The sequence below is a fragment of the Gorillibacterium massiliense genome, assembly GCF_000455485.1.
Taxonomy (GTDB): Bacteria; Bacillota; Bacilli; order Paenibacillales; family NBRC-103111; genus Gorillibacterium; species Gorillibacterium massiliense.
The window spans coordinates 33,778-52,864 of the sequence record NZ_CBQR020000101.1 but is presented as its reverse complement, the minus strand read 5'-3'; the positions used below and the strand labels follow the sequence as shown (position 1 = coordinate 52,864).

The 19,087-nt window shown below is 48.4% G+C and carries 15 protein-coding genes; 10 read left to right on the top strand and 5 right to left on the bottom strand.

All coding sequences use genetic code 11. The features are described 5' to 3' along the window. The first annotated feature begins 12 nt into the window (after positions 1 to 12). Entirely contained in the window at positions 13 to 699 is a 687-nt protein-coding gene (gene sfsA, locus TJ79_RS12730) for a DNA/RNA nuclease SfsA (protein WP_040950698.1), read from the top strand. A gap of 426 nt (positions 700 to 1,125) precedes the next feature. On the opposite strand, the gene TJ79_RS28150 is transcribed toward sfsA, so the two are convergent. Continuing rightward, the gene (locus TJ79_RS28150; RefSeq protein WP_155987871.1) at positions 1,126 to 1,317 is read right to left on the bottom strand and encodes a hypothetical protein; all 192 of its coding nucleotides are present in this window, start codon (positions 1,315 to 1,317) and stop codon (positions 1,126 to 1,128) included. Between the two features lie 118 nt (positions 1,318 to 1,435). On the opposite strand from TJ79_RS28150, the gene TJ79_RS12725 reads away from it, so the two are divergent. The 4 genes from TJ79_RS12725 (at position 1,436) to TJ79_RS12710 (ending at position 5,849) form a co-directional block, all read left to right on the top strand. Beyond that, the gene (locus tag TJ79_RS12725) at positions 1,436 to 2,053 is read left to right on the top strand and encodes a TetR/AcrR family transcriptional regulator (RefSeq protein WP_052339550.1); all 618 of its coding nucleotides are present in this window, start codon (positions 1,436 to 1,438) and stop codon (positions 2,051 to 2,053) included. A 25-nt stretch (positions 2,054 to 2,078) separates the two neighbouring features. Beyond that, positions 2,079 to 3,362 carry an MFS transporter gene (locus tag TJ79_RS12720; RefSeq protein WP_040950697.1) on the top strand — a complete coding sequence of 428 codons (1,284 nt, stop codon included), beginning with the start codon at positions 2,079 to 2,081 and terminating at the stop codon, positions 3,360 to 3,362. A 32-nt stretch (positions 3,363 to 3,394) separates the two neighbouring features. After that, positions 3,395 to 3,892, top strand: coding sequence for a hypothetical protein (locus TJ79_RS12715; RefSeq protein ID WP_040950696.1), 498 nt, complete (start codon positions 3,395 to 3,397; stop codon positions 3,890 to 3,892). Positions 3,893 to 4,052: 160 nt separating this feature from the next. Continuing rightward, positions 4,053 to 5,849, top strand: a complete 1,797-nt coding sequence (locus TJ79_RS12710) for a glutamine--tRNA ligase/YqeY domain fusion protein (protein ID WP_040950695.1) — start codon at positions 4,053 to 4,055, stop codon at positions 5,847 to 5,849. 216 nt (positions 5,850 to 6,065) lie between these two features. Here TJ79_RS12710 and TJ79_RS12705 read toward each other — a convergent pair whose 3' ends face one another. The 3 genes from TJ79_RS12705 to TJ79_RS12695 all read right to left on the bottom strand — a co-directional run bounded on the left by TJ79_RS12705 (position 6,066) and on the right by TJ79_RS12695 (position 8,730). Next, complete coding sequence (locus TJ79_RS12705; protein ID WP_040950694.1) at positions 6,066 to 7,106, bottom strand: DUF5643 domain-containing protein; 1,041 nt, start codon at positions 7,104 to 7,106, stop codon at positions 6,066 to 6,068. Further along, complete coding sequence (locus tag TJ79_RS12700; RefSeq protein WP_162162952.1) at positions 7,099 to 7,590, bottom strand: sigma-70 family RNA polymerase sigma factor; 492 nt, start codon at positions 7,588 to 7,590, stop codon at positions 7,099 to 7,101. Before TJ79_RS12700 ends, TJ79_RS12705 begins: the two co-directional genes overlap by 8 nt. A 240-nt stretch (positions 7,591 to 7,830) precedes the next feature. Then, complete coding sequence (locus tag TJ79_RS12695) at positions 7,831 to 8,730, bottom strand: AraC family transcriptional regulator (RefSeq protein WP_040950692.1); 900 nt, start codon at positions 8,728 to 8,730, stop codon at positions 7,831 to 7,833. A gap of 179 nt (positions 8,731 to 8,909) precedes the next feature. Here TJ79_RS12695 and TJ79_RS12690 point away from each other — a divergent pair, with 179 nt between their 5' ends. Then, positions 8,910 to 9,422, top strand: coding sequence for a nitroreductase family protein (locus TJ79_RS12690; protein ID WP_040950691.1), 513 nt, complete (start codon positions 8,910 to 8,912; stop codon positions 9,420 to 9,422). A gap of 95 nt (positions 9,423 to 9,517) precedes the next feature. Here TJ79_RS12690 and TJ79_RS12685 read toward each other — a convergent pair whose 3' ends face one another. Then, positions 9,518 to 10,750, bottom strand: coding sequence for an aminopeptidase (locus TJ79_RS12685; protein WP_040950690.1), 1,233 nt, complete (start codon positions 10,748 to 10,750; stop codon positions 9,518 to 9,520). 197 nt (positions 10,751 to 10,947) lie between these two features. On the opposite strand from TJ79_RS12685, the gene TJ79_RS12680 reads away from it, so the two are divergent. The 4 genes from TJ79_RS12680 to TJ79_RS12665 all read left to right on the top strand — a co-directional run bounded on the left by TJ79_RS12680 (position 10,948) and on the right by TJ79_RS12665 (position 18,950). Next, positions 10,948 to 11,169, top strand: coding sequence for a hypothetical protein (locus tag TJ79_RS12680; RefSeq protein ID WP_040950689.1), 222 nt, complete (start codon positions 10,948 to 10,950; stop codon positions 11,167 to 11,169). A 257-nt stretch (positions 11,170 to 11,426) separates the two neighbouring features. Further along, positions 11,427 to 14,240, top strand: a complete 2,814-nt coding sequence (locus TJ79_RS12675; RefSeq protein ID WP_052339548.1) for an endo-beta-N-acetylglucosaminidase — start codon at positions 11,427 to 11,429, stop codon at positions 14,238 to 14,240. A 277-nt stretch (positions 14,241 to 14,517) separates the two neighbouring features. Then, positions 14,518 to 15,837: a glycoside hydrolase family 125 protein gene (locus tag TJ79_RS12670; RefSeq protein ID WP_040950688.1), complete on the top strand. Its 1,320-nt coding sequence runs from the start codon at positions 14,518 to 14,520 to the stop codon at positions 15,835 to 15,837. Beyond that, entirely contained in the window at positions 15,834 to 18,950 is a 3,117-nt protein-coding gene (locus TJ79_RS12665) for a beta-galactosidase (protein ID WP_040950687.1), read from the top strand. The genes TJ79_RS12670 and TJ79_RS12665 overlap by 4 nt, the downstream gene beginning before the upstream one ends. The last annotated feature ends 137 nt before the right edge of the window (positions 18,951 to 19,087 follow it).

Below are 19,087 nucleotides of genomic sequence, written 5' to 3'. Positions count from 1 at the left end.
AGAAGAAGATCCATGCATTATTCCAACGTGGTTCCCGCAATCTTCATCCAGCGGGTGAACCGGTTTATCGCCCGGGTATGGGTGGACGGTGTCGAGACGACGGTGCACGTGAGAAACACCGGGCGCTGCAAGGAGCTGCTGCTGCCTGGAGTCGAAGTCTATTTGGAGCGGTCGGACAATCCGGCACGGCGGACGGCTTATTCGCTTATCGCTGTCCGCAAAGGCGAGAGGCTGATCAACATCGACTCCCAGGCCCCGAACGCGGCGGTCTATGAAGCGGCGGCAGCTGGTCTTTTGTCGCCGCTGGGGCTCCCGGACGTAGTGCGGCGGGAAGTTTTTTTCGGCGCTTCCCGTTTCGATTTATACGCCGAGACGGCTGGCCGCAAAGCGTTCATTGAGGTGAAAGGCGTCACGTTGGAAGCGGACGGAGTGGTGAAATTTCCGGACGCGCCAACGGCAAGGGGCGCCCGCCACGTTCTGGAGATGATCGAAGCCGTGAACCATGGCTACGAGGGGTATTTGCTGTTCCTCATCCAGATGGAAGGCGTCCACTATTTCACGCCAAACCGGGAGATGGACCCGATTTTTGCGAACGCGCTCGCCGCAGCTCATGCCGCTGGTGTGGCCATCCTTGCCTATGACGCCTATGTCACGCCTGATGAGCTTCACCTGAGAGTACCTGTTGAAGTTCGATTGTGAAGGGGGGGCGCCATCATGGCCTTCCAAGCGTCAGCTTCGGATTTTTGAACCTATAAAAAACAAGAATGAAAACCTCATTTTCCACAAGCTGTGGAAAATGAGGTTTTTTATTTCATAATGAGTTGTTCTGTTCGTTGCGGATACGGGAAATCGGCTTTTTCCGCCGCGGTAAATGCCGTTCGTTCTGTAAGAACGCGGTAAGAGCAACTACGCTTATGAGGAGTAGTAAGATGCTGGATCCTGAGGGCAGTTGCATAATGTACAAGTGAATTTCCATATTATAGTGGATTTTGTGTATTTGATTGCAGAAAGTGCAGGAGAATCCGGCTTGAAGCCCCTTTTGCCATGTCGATCCGAAATTCTGTTGCAGAAAATGCAATCACAGGGCATTAGATAAAGGGTAATCGCTGGAAACGACTGTACTTATTACAACACCCAAAGCTGCGGGCAAGGAGCCAAGTTATCCGAATTCCGCTCCAGCCGAAGCTCCCAACGTGCTGAGATTGGCGTCATATCTCGTAGGAAGGGAGCAACTAACACCTCCAATCGCCAGAAAGCAGCCCGCCTAAGCTCGACTAAAGTCCAGCGGCAGTAACCGGCTGGAGTCGGTTTTTTCAAAATAAATGTGGCTTAGAATGAAGAAGAAAGAAAAAACTGGGTATACTGATATTTACAGCGACACGCGTGTCGTTTATAATAACGACATGGATGTCATTTTTATATAAGGAGTGTACTCATGTCCCCGAAAGTAACGGAAGAATATAAAGACAGCAAGCGTATCGAGATTTTGGAGGCGGCAAAACGGGTCTTCATCCGCAAGGGGTATCAAGCGGTAACGATGAAAGATGTCGTGGAGGAATCAGGCTTAAGCCGCGGTGGCGTGTATTTATACTACGGCTCCACGGAGGAATTGATGCTGGACCTTCTCAGTCAGAAGGAGCAGGATAACGATTCAGGATTAACCCGACCCGAGAACTCTGATGAGCCCGTTTGGAAGACGATCGAGATGATGTCTCGGCACATCATCGAGGAAGCAAAAACCGCCCAAGGATCCATGATACCCGTTATGTTGGAGTTTTTCATCATCAACTGGCGCAGCGGCAAGTGGACATCGCTTATGGATGACCGGTATGCCACAAGCATCGGCGCGTTTCGCAGTTTGATTGAGACCGGCGTTGACCGGGGCGAGTTCCATCCGATTGTGCCGATTGACGGAATTGTCGGCATGATGATCAGCTTTAGTGACGGTTTGCTCATGGATTCCATTCAATTCGGGCATGAAACGGTTCAAGCGGATAGGCAAATGGAGACGATGCTGACGTCAATGCGGCATCTCCTGCAAGTAAAAAGCTAGAGATAACAAAAAGGAGAGAAACCAAATGAAAGATTTGTTTCGCAATCCCGTTTTCGTGCGCATGTTCATTGCCTCCTTTGGCTCCCAGATGGGCACGATCATCGGCAACATGGCCTTCGCTTTCTATTTACTGGATCACTTTTCGAGCCAACCCGGCTTAACGTCCCTTGCGGAAATGATGTATTCCTTGCCGACCTTGGCCGTCTTCTTCATCGTCGGTGTTGTAGCCGACCGCTTCGACCGGCAGCACATTGCCGAATACACCGGCTGGATTCGCTCCGGCTTGACCATCCTTCTCATAGGCTCGGTTCTGTTGAAGTTCCTGCCCCTGACGTTCGCGATATTGTTTTTGCGCAGCGCCGTTTCTAAATTCTTTGGTCCGGCGGAGATGGGATTGGTGCAGGGCGTTCTCGGCAAAGAGCAGTATGTCTTGGCTTCCGGACTTAACCAGACTGTTTTCGGCGTGTTCATGCTTTTCGGCGCAAGTCTCGGTGCAGTTGCTTATACGCACATCGGTGTCATCGGCGCCATGATCTTGGATTTTTGCGGCTTTTTGCTTTCGGCGACGCTCATCCGCTCCTGCCGCATTTCCTTGGAAGTCCGCCAGCCTTCGGGGCCGGCCCATTGGCGCGAGCTTAACGTGAAATCAACCTACCGTGATTTTCGCGAAGGGATGCTTTACGTGCTGCGTAACAAGCTGCTGCTTTCCCTCATTGGCGGATTTTTATTGTTCGGTTTCATCAATGGCGGCTTTGCCGTTCTCCCTATGTACACCATGAAATATCATCTCGCACCTAACAATTACAAATATTTCGTCTCGATGTTTTCCATCTTCCTCGGGATCGGGTTTCTCGGCGGCAGCGCCATCGGCGGTACCTTGATCAAAGCGCTCAAATCACATCGGGTGCTGATCGGCGGACTTTTGTGTACGACCATCTTGACCTTGGTCATGAGCCAAGTGGCGAATCCGTGGGTGTTCTTATCGCTGGTCCTTGTTACGGGTCTCGTGTTGGCACCGGTCAACATCGTCATCGGCGGCTGGCTGCCGGAAATCGTCGAGCCGGATAAAATGGGCCGGGTCAACGCCTGGACCGATCCGATCCTCATGCTGGGGCAATCCGTTTCCCTTGGGTTCATTTCGCTCTTTTATCCGAAGCTTATGAGCCTCGACTTCATCTATATCGCGTTAGCGATCTTCATGTTCGCTGCCTTCGTCTACTACCTCATCGCCCTGCCTCGAATGGTGCAGAAAAATAAGGCGCATGTCCCGGAAAAACCCGGAGACGAATCGCTGCCGGTTGCGTATTAATTAGCAAGATCAGGAAAAGGAGCGATAGGCGGATGATGCTAGTTTTTCGCGATAATTTTTTCAGCTCAGGCGTGACAGAGATTGTCGATGAGGCAGGGGAACGGGCAGGAGAGCTGGATTTGAAAAGCGCCTTCAGCTCCGCTGCTGATGTTTACGACCGGAACGGAAGTTTGGTGTACAGCGGCAAGTTCCCCTTTTTCTCGAATAAATGGGTGGTTTCGGATCGAAACGAGATAGAAGTAGGCAATCTCCGCTACCGGATGTCCTTCATGTCCAAACGGTACGAGTACGATGCGGGCGGTAGGGGAATCTATGAAATTACGTCTCCTGCTTTTTCCAAGGAATATGAGATCCGTTCGGAAGCAGGGGTTCTGGTGGCGGACTTCAGTAAAATAAGCGGCTGGTTCGATTCCGGCGCTTTTGCCTTGAACAATCACTCCGATCAGTTGGACAGCTACGAATTGGTTTGTGTCATCCTCGGGATGCACCAGATTGTGAAACGGCATAACAGTGCGGCGGCGTCCCACTGATTGCCGGTTGGCAGGCGGAATCGCATAAGTAAGTCTATGAGATAGCTTCGGCCGGTTGGACGGCTGGAGCTTTTTTCGTGAAAAATGCATGAAAACCATTATATTTCTCGGTAAAATTGTGTACTATAAGATGATATAGGTGCATAGAGGGGTTGAAAGAATGGAAAATAAAGTGAATTCATCTCATTTTATACGGAATATCGTGCAAAGCGATCTCGAATCGGGCAAAACGAAGAGCATCGTCACTCGTTTTCCACCGGAACCGAACGGTTACCTGCATATCGGGCATGCCAAGGCCATTTGTCTCAACTTCGAGCTGGCTGACGAGTTTGGCGGACGTACCAATCTGCGCTTCGACGACACGAATCCAGTAAAAGAAGATATGGAATATGTGGATGGCATCCTGAATGATATCAAGTGGCTGGGCTTTGAGTGGGAGGAACTGCATTTTGCCTCGGACTATTTCGAGGAGAACTTCAATTTGGCGGTCAAGCTGATCCAAAAGGGCAAAGCCTACGTGGACGATCAAAGCGCCGAGGACATCCGTAAAACCCGCGGAACGTTGACCCGTCCTGGGGTAGAGAGCCCTTACCGCAACCGTTCCGTGGAGGAAAATCTCGATTTGTTCCGGCGGATGCGGGACGGTGAGTTTAAGGACGGCGAAAAGGTGCTGCGGGCCAAAATCGACATGGCTTCTCCCAACATCAACTTGAGAGACCCGGTTATCTACCGCATCAAGCACGCGCATCATCACCAAACCGGCGACAAATGGTGCATCTATCCGATGTACGACTACTCGCATCCGCTGGGAGACGCTATCGAAGGCGTAACTCACTCCCTGTGCAGTTTGGAGTATTCGGATCACCGTCCGCTGTACGATTGGGTAGTGGAAGAGTGTGAAACGGAAAATACGCCGCGGCAATATGAATTTGCCCGTCTGGGCATGACCAATACGGTCATGAGCAAGCGGAAGCTGAAAACCTTGGTGGATGCCGGAGCCGTCGACGGTTGGGACGATCCGCGGATGCCTACCTTGGCGGGACTGCGCCGCAAAGGCTTCACGCCGGAAGCGATCCGCACCTTCTGCCGGGAAATCGGCGTGGCGCGGAGCAACAGCACGGTGGACGAGCAGCTTTTGGAGCACTTCATCCGCGAGGATTTGAAGCTGAAGGCGCCTCGTACCATGGCTGTGCTGGACCCGCTGAAGGTCGTTATCACCAACTACCCAGAAGGTGAAACCGAATGGCTGCCTGCTGAAAACAACTCGGAAAACGAAGAGATGGGCGAACGGCAAATTCCGTTCTCCCGGGAAATTTACATTGAGCGGGACGACTTCATGGAAGTTCCGCCGCCTAAATACTTCCGTCTGTTCCCTGGCAACGAAGTTCGTTTGAAGCACGCCTACTTCATCAAGTGCGAGGAAGTGATCAAGGATGAGGCGGGCAACGTGGTGGAGCTGCGCTGCACCTACGATCCGGAAACGAAGAGCGGCAGCGGCTTTACTGGCCGCAAAGTGAAGGGGACCATCCACTGGGTGGAAGCCGCCCATGCCGTTCCCGCCGAATTCCGGCTGTATGAGCCGATTTTGCTGGACGAAAGCGGCGATACCGGTGCAGAAGACGAAATGGCCGAGTTGGAGGAAACCGTTGTTGCGGAAATCCCGGCAGCGGCTGACGCAGCTGGAGCTGCCGCTAATGCCGGCGGAGATGCCGCCAGCGCAGCGGTAAGCGCCGTTGCTGCACCGAAGGTGGACACCTCGTTCTTGGCGAAGCTGAACGCTAACTCGCTCACCGTGCTCCACGGCTTCGTGGAACCGGGCATGAAGGATGCGAAGCCTTTTGACAAGTATCAATTTTTCCGTCACGGATACTTCAATGTGGACCCGAAGGATACGACGGACGAACGCCTGGTCATCAACCGCATCGTGTCGCTGAAGAGTTCCTTTGTTGTTAAATAATCTATTCATAAGCCGTCGTGCTCTGGGGTTCATCCTCTCGGAGCCGGCGGCTTTTGCCATCGGCATCCAAACGGAGGGCGCCGGCGATTGAATACGGGGATTCGGCTCAAGATGAGAAACACTCCTTAGGCGCTCGATCCCATTTCGGCGATCGCGAGCCCGAGGAGTGTTTTTTTGCCGTAGCCTCACATTAGTCCTGACAAATCCAGGGTTGCTTCATTTTTGCAAGGGAACATAAAACACATAGGGTTCAAACGCTTCTTCATGAAAATAAGTAGCCCATTCATCCTGTTTATCCATTACACTGCGCTGCGGGATTATTACGAGTTCCTTCGGCGTTTCCTTAGGCGTGTGCAGATTATCGCTCGTAAACCGGTATTTCATCCGGGCGCCCTCAACGGGTTCACCTTCACCGGTAATATAGCCCGACCCCATAATATAGCCCTTGTCATCCTTCACTTGAATGCTGCTGATAGCAGACGGATCGGTCAACGAGTAATTCTCAGGCACGGTCATCTCGAAGTCGATTGATGTGCTGAGTGGTGTCATCAGCACTCGTTCTACGTTAATGGTAATCCCGTTTACCTCGTGAGAGATCCTAGGTTCAAAGGTACGGGTAGCCTGATCCGAAAGTTCACGGGATACCGGAATTTCGATGGACCAATTTCCTTGAACGTCACCAATCCGATTCACCTGAATTGTTAACCGAAATTGCTCGGGCAGCGCTCTACACGGACCCTCTTCATAGCCATAGTTTCTGGTATAGTAAATCATCCCCCCGTACCGGCCATCTTGCAGATCGCGAAACTCGCCACCTGTGTGGTTGGCCAGTTTTTTACCATCAATGAACAATTGGACGTCGTTCGTGTTCAACACGAGTCTCGAAACTGCTTCTTTGCCATACGACTGGACCATATCGAAAAGAAGTTCGCCTTGGTCCACATATAGATTTTCCACACTGAGTTCGATGCCATGCTGAAGCGATTTTTGACCCACTGGGGTAACAAAGCCCTTATCCACGACCTGCTGAAACCCTTCTATTTGTATCAAGTTGGCTACATACGCCAATACTTTGGATGAAAAAGGGATCATCAAGGCAGCAATAGAAAGGAATAAAATCATACAGGTTACGACAATCCGTTGTCGGATACGCCTCGCAACAGGCGCAAGAGTTCTCGGCTCTACCTCCAACACGAGCTTGTGCCGGTTCAATCTGTGCGCGCTTTGTTTCAAGAGCTCATCAAGCTGGCTACTCATTCCAATTATCCCCTTCCAGCATGACCTTCAATTGTTCCTTTGCCCGACGGAGACGCGATTTGGCTGCTTCATGGCTTATTTTCAGCACAACGGAAATGTCCTGGAGAGTCATATCCTGATAGTAATGAAGCACTATCACCTCGCGGTATTTGATAGGCAGCCGCATCACCTTATCCAGAACTCCGGTGTCATCCAACTTGGGGTACTCATCTCTGGTTGCTGCAGATACCGATTTTATTCGATCGTGCTCCCAAAATACCATTCTGCGCCAAAAAGCAGACCTGAGTATGCTCTTACAGCGGTTGACTGTACATATTTTGAGCCATTTGCGCAGAGCGGCCTGATCCTTGTCGGGATCGATTTTTTTGTAAGCTTTTATAAAAATTTCCTGAACACAATCTTGCGCCAGCTGGTAGTCATTTAAGTAAGACATCGCCAGATGGAGCAGCTCACTTTGATACTTCGCTATTAAATGCTCGAACATGACCTCCCCTACGTACTTCGTGGAATTTATTTCTGCATCTAGGGCCAGTTTGGAATGGAACATACGATTCGCTCTCACCTCCCTATCTAATACGCTTTATGTATGGCAAAAAGGGTCATTTGGGATTATGAGAAACTGTCAACGTGAAGAAAAATCGGAAAACGGGACGATCCCTAGCCGGATTTTCGACTTTAGGGATCGTCCCGTTTTGCTGCAGCCGTTACCGTAGTACGGTCGGTCTTACGCCTCTTTTTTCTTCACAGGAATGTAGATATCCATTTGTACTTGCTCCTGGCCGTTCATGCAGCGATCATCGTAGTATTCGAACTCGGGAGTGCCGGCATGCTCATACCCGGAGTGGGGGAACCATTCCGAGAAAATCCCGCCCCATGTGGATTGAATGGAATTGGAAAATTCCGCTGGCGGAGCGAGAGGAGTGGTGAACACCGCATATTCTGCTGCCGGGATTGTATAGAGGACAAGGCCGTCTTCCGCTTTTGTTCCTTCTGGAACCTCCATGCCGATGATGTAGGAGAACTGGCTTGTCTCCATATCGAACTCGCCGCAGATGCCGTATTCCGCGTTCGTAATGGCATGCTCCTGCAGGCGCGCGCCCCATCCGCCATGGATGTAACGTTGCCAGAATTCCGGGATCTCCCGGTTGTTTTGACCGTCCACGCTGGTGGTGCGGAGGGAATAACCTAATACTTGAATTGCGGGTTTGGCTACGAGTTTGAAGTCCATGCGAATTCCTCCTAAATAGGGATTGTAACGCCGTTCCAATACGTTAACGCGAGGATAGAAGGGAGGAGCGATTGCCCGCTTCCGGTATTCGCCCGGCGTGGTGCCGAAAAGCCTGCGAAAAGCGCGAATAAAGGTCTCCTGCGAGCCGAAGCCCAAGTCCAGCGCAATATCCAGCAGCCGGTCATCGGAATTCGCTACCCGGTGAGCTGCACAAGCCAGCCGGCGTTTGCGGACATACTCCATCACGGTATCACCCACGATCGCGTGAAAGACCCGGTGGAAATGGAAGCTGGACAAACCGGCAAGATCCGCAAGCTCGGTCAAGGTAATTTCCTCGGCCAGGTTATCTTCGATGTGGTCGACGCAGAGCCCAATGACTTTCTCGTACCCTGGCATCTTCGACCTCCTCTCATCTTGATTGTAGCAAAACGAGAACTTATGTTCTTGACGTTTTTTGCTAAGATGGAAGATCACGCCGCCATGATTAACTGTGCGCTTCCTCATGGTATCCGACCAGTCCCTATCTTATATTGAAAAAACGAATTGGAAATAGGGATAGGGAGGTTGTGAACGGGATGCAGTGGCGGGATCTTCTTGAAAAACGGTACAGCGTGCGGGCTTATGACCGGTCCGTTCAGGTGGAACCGGAGAAGCTGGAACGGGTGTTGGAGGCAGCGGTGCTCGCGCCGACGGCGGCAAACCGCCAGCCCTTTCGGGTGCTGGTGATTCCGACGGAAGGGCGGGAGGCCGAGCTTGGGACAATCTATCAGCGGGCTTGGTTTACGGAGGCACCTTACTTACTGGCTGTTTGTGCGCTGCCGGATATTGCCTGGGTCCGCAAGGATGGCAAAAATTACAGCGACGTCGATGCGGCGATCATCATGGACCACCTCGTGCTGGCGGCAACGGCGGAAGGATTAGGCACCTGCTGGGTAGCGGCTTTTGATCATGAAATAGCCCGCAGGGTGCTATCGGTAGAAGAGAAGTTGGAGGTTATCGCGTTTACTCCTCTAGGTTATGCCAAAGCGGGAGCGACTCCGCCTTCCCGGGTCCGCAAGGAAGCGTCTGATTTAATTATCTATAAATAAGGCGGCAGCTTCGCCTATATGGAAAAACGGATCAGCCTTTATGCTGATCCGTTTTTGCGTTAGTCGCCAAATGACTCATAAAACCCAACATTTCCTTAAATGACCCAATTTCCCTTGCGGAAAATGGCTTCGCGAGTGCCGTCGGAGAGTTCCCCATCGATATCCAGATCGGCCGAGCCGATCATGAAATCGACATGGGTCATGCTCTTGTTCAGCCCGTTTTGCTTGCGCTCTTCCTCGGACATGGAGGCTCCGCCCTTCATGCAGAAAGGAAAGGCCGATCCCACGGCCAGATGGCAGGAGGCGTTTTCGTCGTACAAAGTGCTGTAGAACACCAGATTGGAATTGGAAATCGGCGATTGATGCGGCACAAGGGCCACTTCACCCAGTCGGGACGCGCCTTCATCGGTTTTCAGCATGTTGCGCAGCACTTCTTCGCCTTGCTCGGCTTTCACATCGACAACGGCGCCATCCTTGAAGGTCAGCGTGAAATTGTTGATCAAATTGCCTCCGTAGTTAAGCGGTTTGGTGCTGGTGACGTATCCGTTGGTACCATTCCGGTGAGGGCTGGTGAAGACTTCTTCCGTGGGAATGTTGGCGACGAAGGCTCTGCCCTTTTGGGTTTCTTCCCCGGCGCACACCCATTGGTGCAGTTCGGGCAGCTCAAGGGTCAAATCCGTCCCTGGCCCTTTGTAATGGAGCTTGGTATAGTGCTTCTCGTTCAAGAGTGTTTGTTTACTTTGGAGCGTGCCCAGGTGCTCTTTCCAGGCGGCGATAGGATCAGCTTTATCGGAGCGGGTCAGCTTGAAAATTTGCTCCCACAAAAGCTCAACCGCATCATCCGGCGCTTTTCCAGGGAAAATCTTGGCCGCCCAAGCGGGAGTCGGAACGGCGACGATGGTCCAGGCATTGTGGTTCTCCCGGGTAAAGGGCTGGAACTCAGCGTTGGCTTCCAACGAGGTTTTGTTGGCGACGCGGATCCGCTCCGGATCGATGCCTTGCAGGAGATCGGGATCCGTCACTTTTACGTAGAGAAAAGCCGCGTCCTGTTTAGCCAGCTCCACAAAGCCCTTCACTCTCCATGTGGGGAAAAGCGTAAACGCTTCGTCCGGGGCGTAGCGGTATTTCATCAGCGCGGTTTGATCATCGCTCCATTCGACGTGAACGTTAAGTGCCCCGGCTTCGTATGCTTTTTTCGCGGCAAGACGGACGAAAGGCGCCGCTTCAATGGGGGAGTTGATGACCAGAGTTTGGCCTTTTTTAATGTTCACACCGATCTTTACGGCGAGCTCCGCATAATTTTCCAGATTGCGATCGAAGTTGTCCAAGATTGAAACCTCCATGGTAGAATATCGTTTGGGAAATCTCCCGTCTGTGTTCATAATTGGTTCAAGATGCAGCATCATTCTTACTATACCCTGCAAGACTAGATTGTCAAATTTCGGGTACCCCCATAAAATGAAAATAACCTGCGAATCACTTTTTATAGGAAATCATTTGCAAAGCGCCGGGGGGAATTACGACGATGTTGAACTTGAACAAACACAACGGGGCATTTGAAATCCGGGAAAGTTGCGTAGGGATGAGAAACGAACTGGACCGTATCAGTAATCGTCTGGAAGAGCTGCAAAAAGCTCTGCTGCTGCTGGAATTTCTTCAGCACGGAGGCGGCGTACTGAATGATCAACTGGATGATGCCCATTTGGATACGCAAGAAAGCGTGCCCACGGGAACGGTTCCCTCATAAACTGTAATTACAAAGCCGATCGCTCCTCCGTGCTTGCATGGAAGGGGCGGTCGGCTTATTTTAATTTCATAAGAGAGTTTGCCCTCCAAAATGGTTTAGTCAGATTGCTTGTAGCAATCTGATTTTTGTTGGTAGGCAAATTTTATAGAACAAACTGTAAATTGGATAGTTTAAGTATAATTTGTTCACTAGGAGTGGTGATTTAGACTATGCTATATTTTCACCGAGCAGTTTAATTAATTCGAGGAGGAATTTTGATGAGTATCAAGAAGCTTACATCCATGCCAGCATTATTGATTCTATCACTCCTAGTAGCCGGCACGGTAAGTGCAGGTGACACATGGCCATTTACTGGTAACAGTGCACCTGGTGTTAATCAACCAAACATTCATGGGTACACAAGTGGGCAAATTCTGAATTGGAGTCCTTCAACCGACCCTGACGCAGCGAGTCTGCGCTCTAAAGTTCCTTTGCAATCGAGGAATGCTGCTTTTACTGCAACGCAAGCAAACCCAAGCATTAACCCTAACATTCAAATGAACACGGTTGCGGGGGATTATGGAAACGCATTCATAGAGAATGCAGCGTATACAAACAAGTTTGCGCAATATCATTTCAATTTCTGGCAGTATCTAGATTATTACACGTTCTGGCATGGAACTGCGACTGCCTACACACCTCCGTCGTATTACGATGCGACGGCACAGCAGGATTATACGCAAAAGTGGTTTGAGTTTGGTATTTTAAACATTCCGAACCCTGCGTATACGGATGCAGCGCACAAGAATGGTGTGAAGTCTCTGGCGGGAATCTTCTTCTCGGATAACGATCGCGGACAGCAGACGTATAAGCAGATGATCGTTAAAGACGCGAGTGGAAATTATCCAGTCGCTCAGAAGTTGGTTGAAATGGCGCAATACTTTGGTTATGATGGCTATTTTTTCAACCAGGAAGAACTGTCACCCAACGTTGCAACTACGGACATTCCTGCTTACAAAGGGTTTTTGAAAACGCTTAAGAGTGCAGGGTTGTATGTATTTTGGGACGACTCCTTGAATACCACTACCGGCGCAAATGCTTTTGCAAGGACGTTTAACTCCACAAATGCCTCCATGCTACACGATAGTTCGCTCGGTCAACTGTCTGACTCTTTCTTCTTTGACTATGGGATGACTAATTCGTTGATTACTAGCGCAATCAGTTATTTGAACACGATGAACAGCACGTATGGCACAAGCTATAACATCTTTAAACAAGGATTTGCAGGCATTGAAGCTGGTCGCGATCGATTTACTTCGGTTAATGGAACGCAATTAAGCAATAAATCGACCAGTAATTTGTTAAATATCAGCCTCGTGACACTCGGTGCAGACTTTGTACATGCTGGACTTGATGAAGATATGGGATTGAGTTATCCGAGTAACCACCGTGTGGATAATGCATACCAATGGATGACAAACGTTCGAGATCAACTATGGTGGTCGGGTCCTAACATTAATCCGAAAAACACGACTGTCTCGACAACGAATACAGCATCCGATGTTTATGCGGATAACCGCTATTGGAAAGGAATTGCTTCTGTAATTGCTGAGCGTTCGGTTATTGGCGGTACAAACTTCTATACTAATTTTAATACCGGTCATGGTCTGAACTACTATGTAAATGGTACTGTATCTAATAGCGATGAATGGTCCAATATGAGTCTTCAAGATATTTCGCCAACGTGGCAATGGTGGCAAGACACGACGGGTAACCGACTCGTGGTTGATTTCGACTATGGCAGCGAATACAATATTGCTTCGACTAGTCGCTATAGTTATCAACAGATCGGTGGCTATAATGGGGGCAGTTCACTTGTTGTAAATGGCAATTTGAACGCTGAAAACTTCCTTCGCCTCTATAAGTCTAATCTAAACGTTAATGCCAACTCCAAACTGTCAATTTCGTATCAAAAGCCTTCTGCTACCGATGCATCTACCATGTCGATTGGCCTTGTTTTCGCCGATAACCCAAGCACTGTTGTCAAAGTTGCAGTACCGAACTCTGGCGTCAAGTCTACGAATTGGATAACTCAGGAGTTAGACTTAAGTGCATACGCCGGCAAAACGATTGCTGCATTTGGTTTGGTATTTAATAACGGTTCCGGTACGATCAGCAACTACCAGATGAATATTGGGCAATTACGTGTCTATGACGGCTCCGCCGTTGCACCAACAGCACCAACGGGACTTGCGATAACCGAGGCGTTTACTAACTCGGATGAATTAAATGTAAAGTGGAATATGAGCACAAACTACAGTCAAGTCAAGCAATACAATGTCTATGTAAACGATGTGTTCATTGGCGGAAAATATGATGATAATTTCTACATTAAAAAACTCCTGGCCAGAGCTGGAACAATTAAGGTTGTTCCTGTGGGAGCGAACGGTCTAGAAGGTTCGCCAGCGACGCTCGCATTCGATTTGAGCACTGGCGTTAGCGGTATAAATGTTACCTCTGATGCTAGTGGGCAAGTGAATGTAAGTTGGACAAATCCGACTGGCAGTACGGACACAACAACTGTGGCTATTAAATCTTTGAATTGGATTACAACGCCATCTCCAGTGAGTACGCAGACGATAGTTGCTGCAGGTGCAACCTCCGCATCATTTACAGGCATGCCAACAAACGGAGACGACTACCTCGTAACGATTACCAAAGGAAGCGGCCTGCCAGTTTCGATTAGTGGCAATTTCATTGATACCACAGTTGCCCCTTATGCAGAGGCCTGGTCGTGGAGCGGCAATACGTTGAGTTTGCCAATGCCAAATACGAGAGACTGGCGTTACATGTATGTTTATGAAGGTGGAACAGCTAAATCATTCGCGACAACGTACAGCAGTGGTAATAAACCGAGAATCATCCGCGGCCGTTCGACGAAGGCTAGTTTAAGTTTTACCTCGACGGCGACCAAAGTATATGTTGTTATGGAGGATTACGCAGGAAATCTTTCAACTCCTGTATACGTTCGTGGAAGTGCAGGTGGAGGAACAGGAAGTTCGGTGGCGTACACAATTACATCAGCAAATTGATGATGCAACTCGGGATCGAAAAATTGGTCCCTCGAAGGTTCAAACGATGGGACCACTTGGACAACGTTAGATACAAGATCCAATGAATCATTTGCTAGTCGGTTGCAAACCAAGTCATACACTTCCAGTAATTCAACAAGATTTAATCATTAATAGATGTTAATTTACTCTAATTGAGTCATGTAAAATACAAAAATCGCACTACAACAAAACACTATCAATTGGTAGTGTTTTGTTATGTTATGTACATCTTATGAATGCGGGGGGAGCAAGCGTCATGGAACAGTTCAAGTTGCCACGAATACCTCTTATTCCAATTGAGCTTTCAGAATCAGTTAGAGATACCCTTTATCGTGCGGAAACGAAGTTGGCACATCGGCCCAAATTATTGAGGCAATTTAAAAATTGTTTTCCGAATACACTTGAGACGGCAACAAAAGTGATGAACGATGGAACAACATTTATTTTAACTGGTGATATACCAGCGATGTGGCTTAGAGATTCAGTCGAACAAGTCATTCATTATATGCCTTTAGCTAAGCATGATCCAGAGTTGCAGCGAATCATTGCAGGGCTGATTAAGCGGCATGTTTCTTGTATTCTCATTGATCCATATGCGAATGCATTTAACGAAGCTCCAAATGATTGGCACTGGAATGCCGACGATGAGACTGAAATGGGGCCATGGGTTTGGGAACGTAAATTTGAATTAGATTCGATTTGCTTCACCATCAGATTAGCATACGCATATTGGAAAACGACGGGGCTCTACGATATTTTCAATACGGAGTTTAAAGAGATGCTGCATACGGTTGAGAAATTGTGGCGTACTGAGCAGCGACACACAGAATTATCCCCTTATCGGTTTACAAGAAATAGTGGATATTTAACGGATACACTATTGAATAACGGCTTGGGGATGCCCGTTAATTACACAGGGATGATCTGGTCTGGTTTTCGTTCGAGTGATGATGCCTGCGAGTTTCACTACAATGTTCCGGCTAATATGTTTGCAGCAGTATCTCTTCTTCAAATGAGTGAGATAGCAGAATGGGTTTATCGCGATAAAAGTCTTGTGCAGAATTTAAAACAACTAGAACTAGAAGTAAGGCACGGTATTGAGCTGTATGGACTCTATCGCCATCCCGAATTCGGGACAATCTATGCTTATGAAACGGATGGCTTTGGAAACTATTGCCTGATGGATGATGCAGGTACGCCAGGCTTGCTTTCAATCCCGTATATTGGTTATGTGAAGGCTGATGATCCCATTTATTTGAATACAAGGCGGTTCGCTTTAAGTAAAGCTAACCCTTATTATTACGAAGGCAAATACGCTAAAGGCATCGGGAGTCCACATACACCTCCCAATTATGTATGGCATATGGCATTGTCCATGCAGGGCTTAACTGCACTGAACGTAGAAGAGAAGCGCGGTATCATCGACAGGTTGGAAGCAACGGACGGAGATACTGGATATATGCACGAAGGTTTCCACGTAGATGATCCGAGCGAGTATACCAGAGACTGGTTTGTATGGTCGAATAGCTTGTTCTCTCAGTTGATTTATTCAGCAATGGAGGAGGGCATAGTATGAGGCCGATCGTCGTATTTTTTGACGCTAGCTTTCCGGGCGCAATTCGTCAGGAAGTTGCTGAACACACAGTGAATAAGCTTGCGACAAATGCGCATATCCGTATTGTTACTGCAGAGACGCTGGAACAGGAGTTGCAGCATGCGGAGACGCGCGTCTTTGTGAACCTGCATGCACCGTATTTTCCAAAAAAGGCTTGGAACGGGATAGTAGGATTTCTTCGTCGTGGAGGCGGATTAGTTAGTATCGGTGGAGCCCCTTTTAAAATTCCGGTATTACGATATGAGGATAAGTGGAAGGTCGAGGTTGAGCAAACGGCCTATCATCAAAGCCTCCATATTCATGAGACACTAGGTGTTCGATCATCAGATGTCATTCAGCTTGTTTCAAACCCGGATATCCCTTTGTTTATGTCTGATGAAAGTCTATTTGCGATTGAAAATACGTGGAATCTCGTTCCCCATGTAACCAAAAACAGTGATTTACCCCATGAATCGGGTTCGAGCGGGTCAATGGATACGAGAGTCTATCCGTTGGTTAAGGGAATTACTCAAGATAATCGGGAAGTCTCTGCGCCAGTTGTGCTATGGGAACATATCTCAGGCCCTTTTGCTGGGGGGCGATGGATTTTCATAAATCAAACTCTCGATCAACGGTTTCTTGATGGATATGGGGAACTTGCTCTTAGCAAATGGGCACGCTGGTGTAGTAATGGCGTTACGGAGATGTGGCTAAAGCCGGGATATGCTTCTTACTTTGCGGGGGAGCGTCCGATGTTAACCCTTCAGACGCAAAAAATCAGGTCTGTTATTGAGAAGAAAAAAGAGAAGTGGAAAGTTTCCATCGAAATGTATCGCGATGGCGAAGAGGTTGCCGATTGGACGTATACAACTGGAGTAGTAGTTGGTTTAGAACAAGACTATCTTACAATACCAGTGGATATTACAGTGAAGGAAGGTCTCTATAAAGTTATTTGCGTTCTCGAGTCGGAAAGTGGCGAAGTTCGCGTCCTTAGGCAAGGATTTTGGGGCTATGATTCCCAGTTGTTAGCGAGTAACAGTAAGATATTTGCGGGTCGGGATTATTTTTATCAAGAAGACCTTCCTCTCCCGGTAATCGGTATGACCTATATGGCTTCTGATGTAGCGCGTAAGTTTTTATTTCTCCCTAATCCTCAAGTGTGGGATAGCGATATGCAGAAGATGCAGCGCTCAGGGATTAATTGGATACGTACGGGCATTTGGACAGCATATCGCAATGTTATGCAAATAGATGGGCATGCTTCGGAGGAAGTACTCCGCTCCATTGATGCGTTCCTATTAACGGCGAGTAAATACCGGATGCAGGTTACGTTCACATTCTTTTCATTTACCCCTGAAGCATGGGAAGGACTCAATCCCTATTTAGATCCACGCAGCATTGAAGCTCAAAAACGGTTCATTCGTTCCATTGTTTTAAGACACAAGGGAACAACGAATGTGGACTGGGATCTTATAAATGAGCCATCCATGTTTGCTCCAGAACATATTTTCTCCAACGGACCGCGTTCTTGCCGTGATCCATTCGAACAAGCTGCTTTCTCAAAATGGTTAAAAAAGCGTCACCACACGATTGAGAAACTTCAGGAACTTTGGAATATGACGGAGGAACAATTACCAAGTTTTGAAGCCGCAGAGATTCCTGGTCCGGACCAAATAAATTTTGATGTCGAGGATATGCAACAGCCTAAGAAGGGAACACGTTGGTTGGATTATGTCCTATTTTCTATGGACATGCATAACGAATGGGCTAGGCAAATGGTGGGTGCAATTAAAGAAAATTCTCCGAATCAACTCGTTACAGTTGGCCAAGATGAGGCATTAGGCGCGCAACGTCCTTCGCCATTTTGGTATGGGAATGAAGTTGATTATACGACCGTACATTCATGGTGGTTTAATGATCATCTTGTTTGGGACGGAGTTTTCTCAAAGACTGCCGATAAACCAAATCTTACTCAAGAAACAGGAATGATGTACGTTGAAACTCCTAATGGTAAGGCGAAGCGAAGTGAGGAGGAGCTTCGCAATATCTTGGAACGTAAATATGCTATCGCATTTGCGACTGGCGGAGCTGGCGCCATTCATTGGGTTTGGAATACAAACTTCTACATGAATGACGCGAACGAATCCCATATAGGAGCACTCCGGGCTGATGGTACAGAGAAGCCGGAATCGCAAGTTTCCCGAGATTTTGGGCACTTTATGATGAGCATTCGTGATATGTTAGTTGGCCGTAAGGTTGAGGATGCTGCTATTGTTTTTCCTTATTCAAACGATTTTTCGAATCGCAAACTTGCATTTGAAGCGACGACAAAGTCGGTTCGCACTCTAGCGTATGAAGTTAAGGTACCGGTTCGTGGTGTATCTGAATATGATCTTGATTCATTGCGCATTACCCCTGCGAAAATAATAATCGTTCCGAGCCCGCACAATTTTAGCAGTACTGCGCTCAACGAACTACTTGCAATCGTACGTGAAACCGGAGCAACATTGCTGTGGACAGGACCGATCAATATTGATGAGTACTGGCTCTTCGGAGAGCGGATGAAAGGTCTAATTGGGTCAAGTGCAATTGCGAATGTTTGCCGTGAAGAACTGTTGATACTGAACGGAACGAAATATCAAGTTTCTTACGGTGCAAGAAAGATCGCTGAACTGAGCAAAGAAGTCATTCCAAATTCAACGAACGGCGTGATCGATGTTTCGCTTGGCGAAGGGCGGCTGCTTTGGAGTCCATTGCCCCTTGAGTTAAGCGAAAGAGGTGAAGCCGTTCGGGCATTATATGAGTATGCAGTTAGTGAAGCTGGATGTTTGAGAGAAATGCAGTGGCTGTGCGATGAAGAATTACCAGGAGTTTTTGGGCGCAAGCTGCAATTTGAGCAGGGAGCTCTGTATATATTTGTATCAGAATCATCAGAAGATGCAGAGATTAAGATAAAGGATGAAATCCTGAAGAAGGAGTATTCCTTTCACTTGGAAAGTGAAAGGTGTGTTTTATTCGCCGTTGATGAACAAGGGGAAATCAGGGCAACTTATCGACCAAATTCAATTCGTGCTCGAACGGAAATCGTAATTTAGAGTTGTTCAGTTCATTGCTATGATTAAATCAAAATGGATCAGAGCGGGGTATGCCGAAGACGATTCACTGTTGAAGCTTACGAAGGAAGATGCGTTGATACTTACGCATGGCCATTAAGTACGAAAAAATAGCAAAT